The following is a 14,927-nucleotide window of genomic DNA, read 5'->3' on the forward strand; positions in this document are numbered from 1 at the left end:
CTGGGGTCGGTCGGCGTTCATGCGCCACCGATGAAGTGAGTGGAGGCAAGCACTTTCACCTTTCTCGGAGGCCCCCGATGCTCCTGCCCGAATCGCTGAGCCGACGCTCCCTCCTCTCCGGCACCGCCTCGACCGGTGTCACCGCAACCGCCGCCATGCTGCTCGGCACCGGCTCGATCCCCGCCGACGCCGTGTCCGTCAAGACCGTCAAGCCGCTCTCCCGCTACCCGTTCACCCTGGGCGTCGCCTCCGGCGACCCGCTCCCCAACTCCGTCGTGCTCTGGACCCGCCTCGCCCCCGAGCCGCTCGCCGCCGACGGTCTCGGCGGCATGCCGCAGGAGCCGGTCAAGGTCCGCTGGCAGGTCGCGGAGGATCCCCTCTTCCGCAAGGTCGTCAAGGCCGGCACGGTCACCGCCACCCCCAACTTCGGGCACTCGGTCCACCCCGAGGTGTGGGGTCTGCGCCCTGGCCGCGACTACTGGTACCGGTTCATGGCGGCCGGCGAGGTCAGCCAGACCGGTCACACCCGGACCGCCCCGGCGTACGGCTCCCCGCTGGCACGGATGAGCTTCGCCTTCGCCTCCTGCGCGCTCTACAGCCACGGCTTCTACACCGCCTACCGGCACCTGGCGGACGAGGACGTCGACGTCGTCTTCCACCTGGGCGACTACCTGTACGAGTCCGGCGTCACCGCCGAGAACAACTGGCGCCGGACCACGGTCGACCCCTCGCTGGCCGGGGAGACCCTGGACCTGGCGCGCTACCGCCAGCAGTACGGCCTCTACAAGTCCGACCCGGACCTGATGGCCGCCCACCAGTCGCACGCGTTCGTGGTCGCCCCCGACGACCACGAGATCGAGAACAACTGGGCCGACGAGATCCCCGAGGAGCGCAGCCAGTCGCAGGGCGCGCTGTGGATGCCGCGGCGTACGGCTGCCTTCCAGGCCTACTACGAGCACCTGCCGTTCCGGGCCAGCTCGCTGCCCGACGGACCGGACATGCAGATCTACCGGAACCTGCGCTACGGCGACCTGGTCGACTTCAACGTGCTCGACACCCGGCAGTACCGCGACGACCAGGCCTACGGCGACGGCAGCGACCCGGCGAGCCCGGAGCTGACGCCGGACATCTACGACCCGTCGCGCTCGATGATGGGTCTCGAGCAGGAGGCGTGGCTGCAGCGCAACTGGCGGCAGTCGACCGCCCGCTGGCAGGTGCTCGCCAACCAGGCGCCGATGGCCGAGACGGACCTCGACGAGACCGAGGCCAAGACCCTCTACATGGACCCGTGGGACGGCTACATCGCCAACCGCAACCGGCTCCTCGAGGGCGCCCGCACCAGCGGGATCGAGAACCTCGTGGTCATCACCGGCGACCGGCACCACAACTACGCCAGCAACCTGCTGGCCGACTACGACGACCCCGAGTCAGCCGTCGTCGGCAGCGAGTTCGTCGGCACCTCCATCGCCAGCGGCGGAGACGGCGCCGACATGACCACCGGCGGCGAGAGCCTGCTCCGGGCCAACGACCACCTGAAGTTCTTCAACAGCCAGCGCGGCTACGTACGCGTCAGGGTCACGCCCGACGAGCTCTCCAGCGACTTCCGGGTCGTGCCGTACGTCGAGCGCCGGGGTGCCCCGATCTCCACCCGCGCGACCTACGTCGTCGAGAACGGTCGCCCCGGCGTCCAGCTCGACACCCAGAACGCGGCCGTCGGCACGAAGTACGCCGACGTGCCCATGCCGACGCTCAACCGCTGACCGCTGGTCGAGCCGCCGGAGCCGCTAGGCGAAGGCGTGTCGAGACCAACACAGTCCCGTCGAGCGCCGACAGGACTGTGTTGGTCTCGACACGCTCGGCCGCAGGCGGCCTCGCGGCTCGACCAGCGGAGCGGCTCGACCAGCGGGTGTCAGCCGAACGGCAGGGGCTCGGGCACGAGGGAGACGGACTTGGCCCGGGCCGCCGTGAGGCGGCGGCGGTGGTGCTGGCGGCAGAGGACCTCGTAGGAGACCGCGCTGGGGGTGGTGCCGGACTCACGGTCGGTGTCGCCGACGACGACCTGGTCACCCTCGGTGACCATGACGCCGTCCTCGACCCGGGCGTTGTGGGTGGCCCGCTTGCCGCACCAGCACAGTGCCTCGACCTGCAGCACCTCCGTACGGTCGGCGAGCTCGACCAGACGGGCGGCGCCCGGGAAGAGGCGGGTGCGGAAGTCGGTGAGGATGCCGAAGCAGAACACGTCGATCTGCAGCTCGTCGACGATCTTGGCCAGCGCCTCGATCTGCTCGGGGGTGTAGAACTGGGCCTCGTCACAGATGAGGTAGTCGATCCGGGCGCCGTGGGTCAGCGCGTCGACGGCGTGGCGCCAGAAGTCGAAGTCGTCGGTGACCTCGATCGCGTCGTGGGTCAGGCCCAGGCGAGAGGTGACCACCGCCTCGCCGGAGCGGTCGTGGACGGTGAAGATCAGCCCCACCCTGCCGCGAGCCGCGTGGTTGTGGTTGGTCTGCAGCGCGAGAGTCGACTTCCCCGCGTCCATCGTCCCGGTCCAGAAGGTCAGCTCAGCCACTCGCCGAAGCCTAGTGGTCCGCGCCGCGGCCCGTGGCAGGACCCTCGTCGCTGGACCTGCTCCGCCGATAGTGGCGCGCGACCCGTGCCCGGTTGCCGCAGCCCGCGGAGCACCACTCGCGCCGCGGGTGGTCGCGTACGAAGTAGAGGACGCAGCCGGGGCCGCCGCACGCCTTCAGCTCGTGGGGTGCCTGCCGGGTCAGCACCTCGGATCCGTCCAGCGCGATCAGGTTCAGCTCCCGCTGCAGGCCGGAGCCGTCGGTGAGCCACTCGCGCACGTAGCCGCCCTGCGGACCGTGGCGCAGGACGGGCGCGCAGTGGGAGACGAACTCGTTGAGCACCGCGAGCGCCGCTTCGGAGCTGAGCCCCTCCGAGACACTGTGCGGCCGGCTGTCGCCGGTCACCTCGGCGGCCAGCCGGCGCAGGGCGTCCCGCAGGGCCCGGGCCCGGGCCAGGTCGTGCTCGCCCAGGCCCTGGTGGCGGCCGAGCCCCGCCTCCTCGGCCCAGGCCTGGAGGTGCGCCACGCTCTCCAGCGAGTCGTGCACGGCCGCCCGGTCGGCCCAGATCGTGTTCATGAGGCGTACGGCCGCGGGCTGGGTCGGATACAGCACCGGCACCTGCAGCTCCACGGCCGTCCCCTCCGTCGTCGAACTCATCTCGATCTAATGGTCAGTCTAGGCTTCAGCCGTTACACCGCCGCCACGGGCGATGGCCAGCTGGGCCTCGAGCTCGCTGATCCGCTCGGTCAGCTCCGCGACGGTGTTCTGGGCGACCGCCAAGGGCACCAGCTGCGGGATGTGTTGCTTGCAGTTCCAGTCGTACGCCTCGACGTCGATCAGGATCCCGCGCTCGACCTTCGCCGAGCTCCCGGCCGGAGCCAGCGACTCGACCAGCTCGGGATCGTCCTCGGGCTCGACGACCCGCGCACGACCGAAGATCTTCATCCTGGCCTGGAGCTGGTAGTCGATCAGGAACAGCGAGACCCGCTCGTCGTGGTCGAGGTTGCCGCGGGTGATGTACTGCCGGTTGCCCCGGAAGTCGGCGAAGCCCAGCGTGGTCTCGTCGATCACCTTCAGGAACCCGGGAGGCCCGCCGCGGTGCTGCATGTAGGGCCAGCCGGTCTCGCTGACCGTCGCCAGGAAGAAGCTGTCCCGCGACGAGATGAACGCGGCCTCGCCCCGCCCGATCCGGTCCGGAACGCTCTCGCCGTCCGCCATACGTGCGTACGCCGCCGCGCTCCCGTGGATCGCCTGGTGCTCGGTCACCAGCGGCGTGAACGCGACCTGTCCGTAGTGCCCGGTCATCGCCGGCCCTCGACTCCGTGCTCACCCATGACACACCCCTTCCCGCCGGATACGGCGAGTCGTCACTAATGGATACTTAGGATGTAACCATTAGAGACGGGGTTCATTCCCCTAGGAGACCAGCAGTGGGATGAGCATCTCGTCGGGGGTCAGCGAGCCGTGCAGCCCGACCAGCGTCGTCTCGTAGTTGAACAGGCTCGTCGAGACCACCGCGTGCTCGCCGTGCGAGGCGACGATGACGTCGCCGAGCCGCGGCAGCACCGACGGGGTGACCGGCCCGAACCAGCCGCGACGGATCGCGGTCTCCCGGGTCATCACCTCGGCCTTGTCGCCCAGCTTCTCCGACCAGGTCGCGACCACGTCGTCGACCGCGCCGCGCGAGCAGTAGAGATGGCGGAACCGGGCCTCACCACCGACCAGCGCGACACCGTCGCGGAGCTCGGGGAAGTCGTCGATGTCGGTGCGAGAAGCCGCCGGCGAGTCGACCATGCCGTGGTCGGCGAGCACCAGCAGGCGTACGGACGGGTCCAGGGCGTCCCGCAGCTGTTCGGCCTCGGCGTCGATCATCGAGAGCTGCTGCAGCCACGGCGAGGAGGCGACCCCGTACTTGTGGCCGGTCCAGTCCAGATCGCCGTCGTAGAGGTAGGTCAGCGACCCCGGGACCCGCGAGAGCGCGACCGCCGAGGCGATCCGCTCCCCCACCCGGTCGGCGCCGACGAACTCCGCGCCCCGGTGGGCGGCGATGGTCAGCCCCGAGCCACCGAAGGCCCGCTTGTTGATGACCGTGACCGGCACCCCGGCCTCGCCCAGCCGCTGGAAGACGGTCTGGTTGGGCTGCCACTCGACCGGGTCGACGTCCTTGCGCCACTGCAGCGCGTTGAGGAGGTGCTCGGTGCCGGGGATGCGCGAGGTGTAGCCGACCAGCCCGTGACCACCGGGCGTCAGCCCGGTCCCGAACGAGGTGAGGCTGGTCGCCGTCGTCGACGGCACCCCGGCCGTACCTGCCTCCTGGTCCTCGCTCAGCGAGGCCAGGAACGGAGCCGCGTGCGCATAGCGACGCAGCAGGTTGGTGCCCATCCCGTCGACCAGGAAGACGACGTACGCAGCGGCGGACGGCAACTCGAGACCGGATCGCGCCTCGGAGGTGCCCAGCGGGATGCCCATGGCGGCGGCGACCGCCGGCAGGACATCACCCAGTGAGCGCTCCCCGTAGGCGGGGGCGAGAAACCCGGTCACCCCGCCGTCACCGGTTGTGGGTGCGAGCCGAGAGCGATTCTGCGAAGGAGAGCAGGCGGGCGACCGAGTCGTGCCCGTCGGCGGCAGCCGAGACGCGCAGCGAGAAGTCGTCGGGGGTGAACACGCCGGTGTAGCCGTGGTCGGCGTCGCAGTTGGGGTCGGAGCAGCCCGCGGGCTCCAGGTCGACGCGGTTGACGCCGCCCCACCCGATGGTCATGACGACCTCGGCCGGCTTGCTCGACCCTTTGGTCGGGTTGGTGATCATCCGGGTCACCACGACGGAGTTGACCGAGTCGATGCGCACGGCCTCGGTCGAGGTCGAGGTGTAGGGCTCGGGCAGCAGGTCGTCGCCGGCGTGCTCGTCGGTGTGGGCCAGGATCAGCCGGGTCGGGGTCAGCACCAGCACGGAGAGGTGGCGGCGCACCTCGTCACGGTCGAAGGTCGGCTCGTGGTGCAGGAAGAAGGAGGACACCTTCTCCCCCGCCACGGCGGACGCGACGCAGTCGGCCACCACCTCGGGGTAGTAGCCGGTGCGGTCGATCTCTGCGCGCAGATCGTCGGCGCGGTCGAGATCATCGGTGCGGGTGCTCATACACCCATCCTTCCACGGGCCGCCACGGGCCGCCTAGCCAGGCAGCGTGTCCCCGACCGCCGGGTTGAGGCGGCGTACGAACCAGTCCGAGCGGGGATCGGCGACCAGGTCGACCCGGGCGCTGGCGGTCAGGACGGCGGAGTACTCCTGACCGACCAGGACCAGGGACAGGTCGAGCGAGGAGATCTGGGGCAGGTCGTTCTGCAGCTGGGCGACCTTGAGGACGAGCCGCTCGATCTCGTCGACGTCGACCATGTCGCCGCCGCGGTACCCGAAGAGCAGCGGCGCGGCCTTGATCTCGCGCACCATCGAGGCCGCGTCGCGCTGGGACAGCGGCGGGATCCGGTAGGCACGGTCGGCCAGCAGCTCGGTGATCGCTCCGGCGATGCCGAAGGAGACGACGGGCCCGAACAGCGGGTCCTCCATCGACCGGATCGCGACCGGGACACCCGGCGGCGCGGTGCGCTGCACCGCGAACCCGCCCGTGTCCGGCGGGATCCGGCTGGTGATCAGCTCCCAGGCCTCGGTCATCTCCTCGACGTCGTCGATGTTGCGTACGACGTGGGCCTGGTCGGGCCGCTCCCGGACGCTCTCGACGGTCGCCTTGAGCACGACGTCCCAGCCGAGGTCCTCGGCGGCGGAGATCGCCTCCTCGAGGGTGGTGACCTTGTGGGTCTTCCAGAGCTTGATCCCGTACGCCGCCAGCACCATCCCCAGGTCCTCGCGGCTCAGGTCGCCACCCGAGGGTCGCGCGGCGAGCACGTCGGTGACGATCTTGCGGGCCGTACGCGGGTCGCACTCCTCCGCGCTGAGCCACGGGATCTCGCCGTCGGCGGTGCGCAGCCACACGGCGTACTCCACGACCTTGGCCAGGGCGCGTACGGCCGACTCCACCGAGGAGTAGGACGGCACCGAGCCGCGACCGGCGGTCGACCCGGCGACGTCGGGGACCCTCAGGAGCTCGGGGACACCCTCGGCACCGAGGAAGCTGGTGACCAGCGGCTTGTCGGACTGCTCGCCGACCGCGGCGAGCACGTTGGCGATCTCCTCGCCGGACACGTTGAGCGGCGGGATGTAGACCGAGATCACCGCGTCGACCTCGGGGTCGTCGATGGCCGCGTCGAGAGCGTCCTCGAAGTCCTCCGCGGACGGTTCGGTGGGCAGCGGGACCTGCTTGTTGACCTGCAGCCCCACCGAGACGGCGGCGTCGGCGGCCAACAGGCCCAGCGCGTCGGAGTTGCCGACGATGGCCACGCGGCGTCCGCGCGGGAGCGGCTGGTGGGCGAGCAGCTGGGCGACGTCGAACATCTCGTCGAGGGTGTCGACCTGGATGATCCCGGCCTGACGGAACATCGCGTCGACCGCGGCCGGCGGGGCGCTGATCTTGCGGACCGCGTGGCCCATCGGCACACCCTGCGTGGTGCGTCCTGAGCGGACCGCGACGATCGGCTTGCGCTGGGAGACGCGGCGGGCGATGCGGGAGAACTTCCGCGGGTTACCGATGGACTCGAGGTACATCATCACGACCTCGGTCGAGACGTCCTCCTCCCAGTACTGGAGGAGGTCGTTGCCGGAGACGTCGGCGCGGTTTCCGGCGCTGACGAAGGTCGACAGACCGAGTCCGCGATTGTTGACCTTCTCCAGGATCGCCGAGCCGAGCGCACCCGACTGGCAGAAGAAGCCCGCACGACCGCGCGGCGGCATCGTCGGCGCGAGGCTGGCGTTGATCTTCACCTGCGGGTCGGTGTTGATGACGCCGAGCGCGTTCGGCCCGATCAGCCGCAGCCCGTAGGAGCGGGACAGGTTCACCAGCCGGCGCTGCCGCTGGCGACCCTCCTCGCCGGTCTCGGCGAAGCCGCTGGAGATGACCACGAGCCCGTGCACGCCCTTGGCGGCGCAGTCGAGCACGACGTCCTGCACGGCGTCGGCGGGCACCGCGACGATCGCCACGTCGACGTCGTCGGGGATGTCCTGGACGCTCTTGTAGGCCGGCATCCCGCTGACCGCGCTGGAGCTGGGGTTGACCATGTAGACCCGACCGGTGAAGTCGCCGATCACCAGGTTGCGTACGAGCGCCTGGCCGACGGTCTCCTGCCGTCGGCTGGCGCCGATGACCGCGACCGAGCGCGGGTTGAAGAAGCGGTGGATCGAGGCGGCCTCGGCCTCGTGCTCGCGCAGCGCGAGGCGGCCGACCGCGGTGTCGGTGACGTCGATCCCGAACTGCAGCGAGATGACCCCGTCCTCGTAGACGCTGGCCACCTTGTAGCCGGCGTCGCGGAAGGTCTGGATCATCCGCGCGTTGTCGGGGAGGACGTCGGCGGTGAACTTGGTGACCCCGCGCTCGCGTCCCGCCTGGGCGAGGTGCTCGAGCAGGATCTGCGCGATCCCGCGGCCCTGGTAGTCGTCCTCGACCAGGAAGGCGACCTCGGCCTCGCCGGGCTTGACCACGTCGTAGCGACCGACCGCGATCATCCGGCCTCGGAGCGTGAGGATGAACGCCACCCGGTCCTTGTGGTCGACCTCGGTGAAGCGCGCGACGTCCCGGGCCGAGAGGTGCGGCATCGGCGAGAAGAAGCGGTAGTACTTCGACTCGTCGCTGACCCGGTGGTCGTAGAAGTCGACCAGCAGGTCCTTGTCCGCCGACCTGATCGGCCGGATGTGTGCCGTCCGCCCGTCGCGCAGCAGCACGTCCGCCTCCCAGTGGGAGGGGTACGGCGGGGTCTGCTGCGCGGTCACGAGAGAAATCTAGCGGTTGGCCCCAGGTCGACGCTCATGGCAAGCCGTGCGAAATCATCACGAGAGCTCGAGAGCGCTCGCAAGCCGCCGCCACTCGGGCAGCGGCAGCTCGGAAGGGCCACGCTCGGTGAGCACCTGGACCAGGACATGGTCCGCTCCGGCGTCGCGGTGGGCATGCAGACGAGCCCGCACGGCGTCCTCATCGCCCCAGGCGGCGCCCAGGTCCACCCATCGGTCGCTCCCCTCGCCCTCGAAGTCTTCCGGCACGAGGCCGTAGTCCCGCAACGCACCGGTGTAGTTGGGCAGACCGAGGTACATCGACAGCCGCTGCCGCGCGACAGCGCGAGCGCGTGCCGGGTCCGTCTCGAGGACGACCTTCTGCTCGGCAGCCAGCAAGGGCCCCGCTCCGAGCACGGCGCGTGCGTGCGCGGTGTGCGCCGGCGGCATCAGGTAGGGATGCGCGCCGGCCGTGCGGTTGCCGGCGAGACCGAGCATGCGCGGGCGGAGGGCAGCCAGCAGTCGGCCCTCCTCCGGGACCGTGCCCGCAGCGTCGAGCTCGTCGAGATACGCGACGGTTCGGCTGTACGGCTTGACGTACGTCTGCTCGCCGACCTGCTGAGCATGGCTGTTGCCGAGACCGAGCACGAACCGACCACCGTACGTCGCGTCGAGCTCTGCATAGCGGGCCGCCACCGCGGTCGCGGGGTTCTCCCAGATGCTCACGATCCCGGTGACGACGAGCAGGTCGGTGCTGCCGGCGAGCAGGGCCTCGTGCACCGCGAACGGCATCGAGGAGGACCCGACCCAGATCGCGCCGTAGCCCAGGCTCTCCACCTCGGCCGCGACCTCACGCGCCCGGCCGAGGTCTGTCCACTGCCGCGCACCGGTCCACACCCCGTAGGACGTCAGCCGCTTCTTGAGCTCGTCCACCTTCTGCTGGTCGGGCATGCAGAACTCCCTCCGATCGACTATGTTCGACGGTGATCGAACATCCCAACCTTGTACGACGGAGATCGAACATGTCAACCGATTCCCGGCCCCCGGCGGCCGACGCAGAGCTCCAGCGTGCTCTCGACGCGGTCGGCGACCCCGTACGACGCTCGATCCTGCGGCAGCTGGCCGCGGCCGATCCGTGGACGATCGCGTGCGGTCAGTTCGACCTCCCCGTCGGGAAGTCGACGCTGACCCATCACTTCAGGTCCCTCGTCGAGGCAGGTCTTCTCGAGCAGCGCGACGAGGGCAACCGGCGGATGAACCGCCTGCTGCGCGACGAGTTCGACCGCCGGTTCCCCGGGCTGCTCGACCTGGTGCTCGATCAGTGACGCACGACGTTGGCGCGGTCGCGCTCGTTGAGCACCCGCCAGCCGTCGTAGTCCCAGTTCCGCGCCAGCTTCTGGGCGTGCTTGGGGGCGTCGCCCTCGTGGTTGCGGAGGACGAGCTCGCGCACGGCGAACTCCACCGCCTCCTGGGGCGTGGCCGCGCCGGAGATCCGCTGGACCTCCGCGAGCAGCTCGGTGTCGAGCTCGATCTGGGTGACAGCCATCTTCAAGCACCTCCATGTGCGTTGAACCGGTGACTCCTGGACGGTTTGACCTACACAGCCAATGTACGCGGATGTGCGGCGTACGAAAGGGCTGCGTGCCTCGGATCGGAGCCTAAATCGGCACAGTCGGCGAGCCCGGTGTCGCGTTCGCACAGGGATTCGAGACAATGCCCCTTATGGCACGCGGCAAGACCACCCAGGATCTCCCCGACGACTTCGAGGAGCACATCCTCGACACCGACATCGGGGAGGAGATGCGCTCCTCGTTCCTGGAGTACTCCTACTCCGTCATCTACTCCCGGGCGCTGCCCGACGCCCGCGACGGCCTCAAGCCCGTGCAGCGCCGGATCCTGTTCACGATGAACGACATGGGAGTGCGCCCCGACCGCGGTCACGTGAAGTGTGCCCGCATCGTCGGTGAGGTGATGGGCAAGCTGCACCCGCACGGCGACGGCGCGATCTACGACGCCCTCGTGCGGATGGCGCAGCCGTGGGCGATGCGGCTGCCGATGATCGACGGGCACGGCAACTTCGGCTCCCCCGGCGGCGACGACCCGGCTGCGGCGATGCGTTACACCGAGGCCCGGATGGGCCCGGCCGCGCTGGCGATGACCGACGACATCAAGGAAGACACGGTCGACTTCCGCCCCAACTACGACTCGCGGGAGATGGAGCCGAGCGTGCTCCCCGCCGCGATCCCCAACCTGCTGGTCAACGGTGCCACCGGCATCGCGGTCGGCATGGCCACCAACATGGCCCCGCACAACCTGGTCGAGGTCATCGCCGCCGCCCGCCACCTGATCAAGCACCCGGGCGCCGAGCTCGACACGTTGATGAAGTTCATCCCCGGTCCCGACCTCCCCACCGGCGGCACCATCGTCGGCCTGGACGGGATCCGGGATGCGTACGAGACCGGCCGCGGCTCCTTCAAGATCCGCGCCACGACGCGGATCGAGACGTTCGGGCGCCGCAAGGGCATCGTGATCACCGAGCTGCCGTTCAACATCGGCACCGAGAAGATCATCGAGCGGGTCAAGACGCTGGTGCAGTCCAAGAAGATCCAGGGCATCGCCGACCTCAAGGACCTCACCGACCGCCAGCACGGCACCCGCCTGGTGATCGAGGTCAAGAACGGCTTCGTGCCCGAGGCCGTCCTCGAGCAGCTCTACAAGATGACCCCGCTCGAGGACTCCTTCGGCATCAACAACGTCGCGCTCGTCGACGGCCAGCCGCGCACCCTCGGCCTCAAGGAGCTGCTCGAGGTCTTCCTGGGCCACCGCTACGACGTCGTCCGCCGGCGTTCGCAGTTCCGCCGCGACAAGGCCGCCGACCGGCTCCACCTGGTCGACGGCCTCCTGATCGCGATCCTCGACATCGACGAGGTCATCCAGCTGATCCGCGCCTCGGAGAACGCCGGTGAGGCGAAGGACCGATTGATGTCGGTCTTCGACCTGAGCCAGCCGCAGGCGGAGTACATCCTCGACATGGCCCTGCGCCGGCTCACGAAGTTCTCCAAGATCGAGCTGGAGAAGGAGCGCGACGAGCTGCAGGCCACCATCGAATACCTCGACTCGATCCTCGGCGACGACGAGATGCTCCGCAAGGTCGTCTCCGACGAGCTGGGTGAGGTCGCCAAGACGTTCGGTACGCCACGCCGCACCGTGCTGCTCGCCTCGGCCGGGACCCCGGCGCTGGAGGCGATGAGCCTCGAGGTCGCCGACGACCCGTGCTTCGCGATGCTCTCCTCGACCGGGCTGCTGGCCCGCTCCTCCGACGCCGAGCCCTTCACCACCGGCTCGGCGCGCGCCAACCACGACGTGATCGTCTCGGTGGTCCCGGCGACCGCGCGCGGCCAGATCGGCGTGCTCACCTCCCGCGGCCGTCTCGTACGTCTCGGGGTGCTCGACCTGCCGGCGATGCCGCCGACCCACGGTGACCCCAACCTGTCCGGTGGTCTGCCGCTGTCCGCGCTGCTCTCGCTGGAGTCCGACGAGCGCGCGCTGGCGCTCACCACGCTGGCCACCGACGGGCCGGGCATCGCGCTCGGCACCCGCCTCGGTGTGGTCAAGCGGGTCAACCCCGAGGTGCTGCTCAACAAGGACGAGTGGGAGGTCATCAAGCTCGCCGACGGCGACGAGGTGGTCGGCGCGGCCCAGCTGCGCACCGGCACCGAGTCGCTGGTCTTCGTCACCTCCGACGCCCAGCTGCTCCACTTCCCGGCCGACGCGGTGCGGCCGCAGGGCCGCAGCGCCGGCGGCATGGCCGGCGTCCGGATGGCCCACGGCTCTCGCGTCGTCTTCTTCGGGGTCGTCGCGCCCGACGCTCCGGAGGGCGCCGCGGTCGTGACCGTCGCCGGGTCGTCCTCGGCTCTGCCCGGGACGGAGACCGGCAGCGTGAAGACCACGCCGTTCAGCGAGTTCCCGGCCAAGGGCCGGGCCACCGGCGGCGTACGCGCGCACCGGTATCTCAAGGGCGAGGACACCCTCGTCTTCGCGTGGGTCGGCGCCGCTCCTGCGATGGCCGCCGCGGCTTCCGGTGCGCCCATCGACCTGCCCGAGATCGACCCCCGCCGCGACGGCTCCGGAGTCCCGCTCGAGCAGCCGATCGACGCCGTGGCCGGCCCGGTCGCCTACCGATAGCCCCCGCTGGTCGAGCCGCCGGAGCCGCTAGGCGGAGGCGTGTCGAGACCAACACAGTCCCCATCGAGCGCCGAGGGGACTGTGTTGGTCTCGACACGCTCGGCCGCAGGCGGCCTCGCGGCTCGACCAGCGTTGCCGGTCAGCGCAGCGCGATCGGGTTCACCGGGGCGCCGACGGCCCCGGTGACCCGCAGCGGCGCCGCGGTGAGCAGGAACTCGTAGCGGCCGTCCTCCGCGCACGCGACCGCGAGGCCGTCGAGGTCCCACATCTCACCCAGGAAGAGCCCGAGGTGCGGGATCGCGACCTGGTGCAGCGGCTGGAAGGCGTCGTCGAACTCGTTGGGCCGCACCTCGAAGCCCCAGGTGTCGGTGGCGATCGCGGCGATCTCGGTGCGGTGGAGCCAGTCGGCGGTGGTGAAGGACAGGCCGGGCGCCGGTCCCCCGGCGTAGCCGCCCCAGCCCTCGCCGGCGGCGACGCCGCGGCGGGCGCGGGCGAGCTGCCCGGTGCGTACGACGACGATGTCGCCGCGGCCCACGGCCGAGGTCGGGCCCTGTGCGGCGATCGTGCGCTCCAGGTGCTCCTCGGTGATCGCGAAGCCGTCGGGGAGCTCACCGTCCGTGCCGAGCTCGGTGCCGACCGCGCGACCGACGTCGAGCAGCACCCCGCGGCCGCAGACCACCTCGGCGACCGTCTCGATCCCGGTGACACCGTCGCCGAGCGAGGTCACGACCGTCTCCGCCGGGCGGCCGTTCCAGGCACGCCCGTGGTCGAAGATGTGGCCCAGCCCGTCCCACTGGGTCGAGCACTGCAGCGGCATCGCGATGACGTCGTCGGCACCGCCGATGCCGTGCGGGAAGCCCTGGACGCCGGTAACCGCGTCAGTGCCGGTGTCGAGCATGGTGTGCACCGGGTTCGTACGCCGCCGCCAGCCGTTCTGCGGCCCGTCCATGTCGAAGGGCAGCGAGAGCGAGTGGGACCGGCCGGTCCGCACCAGCCCCGCGGCCTCGACCCGCTTCGCGTCGGTGAGGAAGTTCATCGTCCCGCGGACGTCGTCCTCGCCCCAGCGTCCCCAGTTGGAGACCCGGGCGACCGTCTTCGCGATCTCGCCCTCGGGATCGGTGCGGTCCAGGACGGTCACGACGCGTCCAGCTCGGCGAAGGTGTCCGCGACCCAGTCGGCGATGAAGCCGGTGACGTGCGGGAGGTGGTCCAGGCCGATGTGCTCGGTGGCGCCCTCCTCGGGCGTGAAGATCCTCAGCTCACGCTTGGGGCTGCGCGTCGCCTGGTCGTAGGAGCGATGGGCGTAGGAGAGCGGGATCTGCCGGTCGTTCTCACCGTGGGCGATCAGGAACGGCACCGTGATCTGCTCGACCACTCCGTCGAGGTTGACGTCCTCGGCGAACCGGATGAACGTGTCGATGTCCGGCTGCCCCCACACCCACAGCACGTGGTCCCAGTAGTGCGGCACCGGGTTCTCGCCCTCCCGGTCGAGGCGGCGCTTCTGCACCGCGCCCCAGTCGTGGTTGGCACCCCAGGCCACGCACAGCGCCAGCCGCTTCTCGTACGCAGCGGCGCGAGGCGCGTAGTAGCCACCGAGCGACCAGCCCACGAGCCCGATCCGGTCGGCACGTACGTCCGAGCGCGTCTCGAGCCAGTCGACGCAGGCCGCGGCCCAGGCCTCGGTGTCGACGCGCGCGGTCAGACCGTCCAGGCGCAGCGCCTCCCCGGCGCCGCCGCAGTCGACCATGAGCGTCGAGATGCCACGCGCGGCCAGCTCGGTGTGGACGCCGGAGCCGACCATCATCTCCTTGGTCGAGTCGAGCCCGTTCCACACGATCATGACGGGCGCCGGGCGGCCGTCGGCGTTCGCCGGGTGGAAGTAGGCGGGCAGGCTGGTCTCACGGCCGTCCTCGACGTACGGGACGGCGACCTTCACCGTCGGCTGGTCGAGCAGCTCGAAGGAGCGGACGAGCAGGTCGACGCTGCGCTGGTACTCGGCGTTGCGGCCCGGGTCCTTCGCGCTCTGCATCCGCTCGGCCTGGGAGACGTAGACCGAGGCACGGAAGAGCTTCTGCCCCGCCGTACGCCGGTGGCCGGCCTTCTCGGCCTCACCGGCCTGCTCCTCGAGCTGGTCGGCGACGCGGCGCCAGGCGGCCATGAACTCGGCGGTGCCCACGTCGGAGCCCTGCGCGGCCAGCTCCCGCAGCGGCCGGCAGGCCCGGTCGACCTCGTCGATCAGCCCGCCGGAGTTGAGCGTGGCGACCACGCCCAGGTTCCAGACGTAGTTGCCGGGAAAGTACTCGAACATCTCTT

At 70.5% G+C, this 14,927-nt stretch carries 13 protein-coding genes; 3 read left to right on the plus strand and 10 right to left on the minus strand.

What is annotated here, in order from left to right; genetic code table 11:
* The first annotated feature begins 77 nt into the window (after nt 1-77).
* Nucleotides 78-1,760, plus strand: a complete 1,683-nt coding sequence (locus HD557_RS15900) for an alkaline phosphatase D family protein (RefSeq protein WP_196874602.1) — start codon at nt 78-80, stop codon at nt 1,758-1,760.
* Between the two features lie 149 nt (nt 1,761-1,909).
* Here HD557_RS15900 and HD557_RS15905 read toward each other — a convergent pair whose 3' ends face one another.
* The 7 genes from HD557_RS15905 to HD557_RS15935 form a co-directional block, all read right to left on the minus strand.
* On the minus strand, nt 1,910-2,566 hold the full coding sequence (locus tag HD557_RS15905; protein ID WP_008361729.1) for a thymidine kinase: 657 nt from the start codon (nt 2,564-2,566) through the stop codon (nt 1,910-1,912).
* Nucleotides 2,567-2,576: 10 nt separating this feature from the next.
* Nucleotides 2,577-3,221, minus strand: a complete 645-nt coding sequence (locus HD557_RS28295) for a CGNR zinc finger domain-containing protein (protein ID WP_231380320.1) — start codon at nt 3,219-3,221, stop codon at nt 2,577-2,579.
* Nucleotides 3,222-3,239: 18 nt separating this feature from the next.
* Nucleotides 3,240-3,869: a pyridoxamine 5'-phosphate oxidase family protein gene (locus HD557_RS15915; RefSeq protein WP_196874603.1), complete on the minus strand. Its 630-nt coding sequence runs from the start codon at nt 3,867-3,869 to the stop codon at nt 3,240-3,242.
* 111 nt (nt 3,870-3,980) lie between these two features.
* On the minus strand, nt 3,981-5,105 hold the full coding sequence (locus HD557_RS15920) for an alkaline phosphatase family protein (protein WP_008361735.1): 1,125 nt from the start codon (nt 5,103-5,105) through the stop codon (nt 3,981-3,983).
* A gap of 7 nt (nt 5,106-5,112) precedes the next feature.
* Nucleotides 5,113-5,697: a DUF5998 family protein gene (locus HD557_RS15925; RefSeq protein ID WP_196874604.1), complete on the minus strand. Its 585-nt coding sequence runs from the start codon at nt 5,695-5,697 to the stop codon at nt 5,113-5,115.
* A gap of 33 nt (nt 5,698-5,730) precedes the next feature.
* Entirely contained in the window at nt 5,731-8,433 is a 2,703-nt protein-coding gene (locus tag HD557_RS15930; RefSeq protein ID WP_008361737.1) for a bifunctional acetate--CoA ligase family protein/GNAT family N-acetyltransferase, read from the minus strand.
* A gap of 57 nt (nt 8,434-8,490) precedes the next feature.
* Nucleotides 8,491-9,381, minus strand: a complete 891-nt coding sequence (locus HD557_RS15935) for a TIGR03620 family F420-dependent LLM class oxidoreductase (RefSeq protein ID WP_196874605.1) — start codon at nt 9,379-9,381, stop codon at nt 8,491-8,493.
* Between the two features lie 71 nt (nt 9,382-9,452).
* On the opposite strand from HD557_RS15935, the gene HD557_RS15940 reads away from it, so the two are divergent.
* The gene (locus tag HD557_RS15940; protein WP_008361739.1) at nt 9,453-9,755 is read left to right on the plus strand and encodes an ArsR/SmtB family transcription factor; all 303 of its coding nucleotides are present in this window, start codon (nt 9,453-9,455) and stop codon (nt 9,753-9,755) included.
* Here HD557_RS15940 and HD557_RS15945 read toward each other — a convergent pair.
* Nucleotides 9,749-9,976, minus strand: coding sequence for a type II toxin-antitoxin system VapB family antitoxin (locus HD557_RS15945; protein ID WP_008361740.1), 228 nt, complete (start codon nt 9,974-9,976; stop codon nt 9,749-9,751). The two genes, HD557_RS15940 and HD557_RS15945, sit on opposite strands and share 7 nt — an antisense overlap.
* A gap of 176 nt (nt 9,977-10,152) precedes the next feature.
* On the opposite strand from HD557_RS15945, the gene HD557_RS15950 reads away from it, so the two are divergent.
* Nucleotides 10,153-12,615 (plus strand): DNA gyrase/topoisomerase IV subunit A, encoded by a 2,463-nt coding sequence (locus HD557_RS15950; protein ID WP_196874606.1) that lies wholly within the window; start codon nt 10,153-10,155, stop codon nt 12,613-12,615.
* Nucleotides 12,616-12,754: 139 nt separating this feature from the next.
* Here HD557_RS15950 and HD557_RS15955 read toward each other — a convergent pair whose 3' ends face one another.
* Together HD557_RS15955 and HD557_RS15960 are read right to left on the minus strand one after the other, a co-directional pair.
* Nucleotides 12,755-13,753, minus strand: coding sequence for a cyclase family protein (locus HD557_RS15955; protein ID WP_196874607.1), 999 nt, complete (start codon nt 13,751-13,753; stop codon nt 12,755-12,757).
* Nucleotides 13,750-14,922, minus strand: coding sequence for an alpha/beta hydrolase family protein (locus HD557_RS15960; RefSeq protein WP_196874608.1), 1,173 nt, complete (start codon nt 14,920-14,922; stop codon nt 13,750-13,752). The genes HD557_RS15955 and HD557_RS15960 overlap by 4 nt, the downstream gene beginning before the upstream one ends.
* Nucleotides 14,923-14,927 lie beyond the last annotated feature (5 nt).

It is taken from the genome of Nocardioides luteus (assembly GCF_015752315.1).
Classification (GTDB): Bacteria; Actinomycetota; Actinomycetes; order Propionibacteriales; family Nocardioidaceae; genus Nocardioides.

Coding starts and splice junctions, on each gene's coding strand:
- HD557_RS15900 (WP_196874602.1), top strand. CDS start 78: ATGCTCCTGCCCGAATCGCTGAGCCGACGCTCCCTCCTCTCCGGCACC.
- HD557_RS28295 (WP_231380320.1), bottom strand. CDS start 3,221: ATGAGTTCGACGACGGAGGGGACGGCCGTGGAGCTGCAGGTGCCGGTG.
- HD557_RS15915 (WP_196874603.1), bottom strand. CDS start 3,869: ATGACCGGGCACTACGGACAGGTCGCGTTCACGCCGCTGGTGACCGAG.
- HD557_RS15925 (WP_196874604.1), bottom strand. CDS start 5,697: ATGAGCACCCGCACCGATGATCTCGACCGCGCCGACGATCTGCGCGCA.
- HD557_RS15935 (WP_196874605.1), bottom strand. CDS start 9,381: ATGCCCGACCAGCAGAAGGTGGACGAGCTCAAGAAGCGGCTGACGTCC.
- HD557_RS15940 (WP_008361739.1), top strand. CDS start 9,453: ATGTCAACCGATTCCCGGCCCCCGGCGGCCGACGCAGAGCTCCAGCGT.
- HD557_RS15945 (WP_008361740.1), bottom strand. CDS start 9,976: ATGGCTGTCACCCAGATCGAGCTCGACACCGAGCTGCTCGCGGAGGTC.
- HD557_RS15950 (WP_196874606.1), top strand. CDS start 10,153: ATGGCACGCGGCAAGACCACCCAGGATCTCCCCGACGACTTCGAGGAG.
- HD557_RS15960 (WP_196874608.1), bottom strand. CDS start 14,922: ATGTTCGAGTACTTTCCCGGCAACTACGTCTGGAACCTGGGCGTGGTC.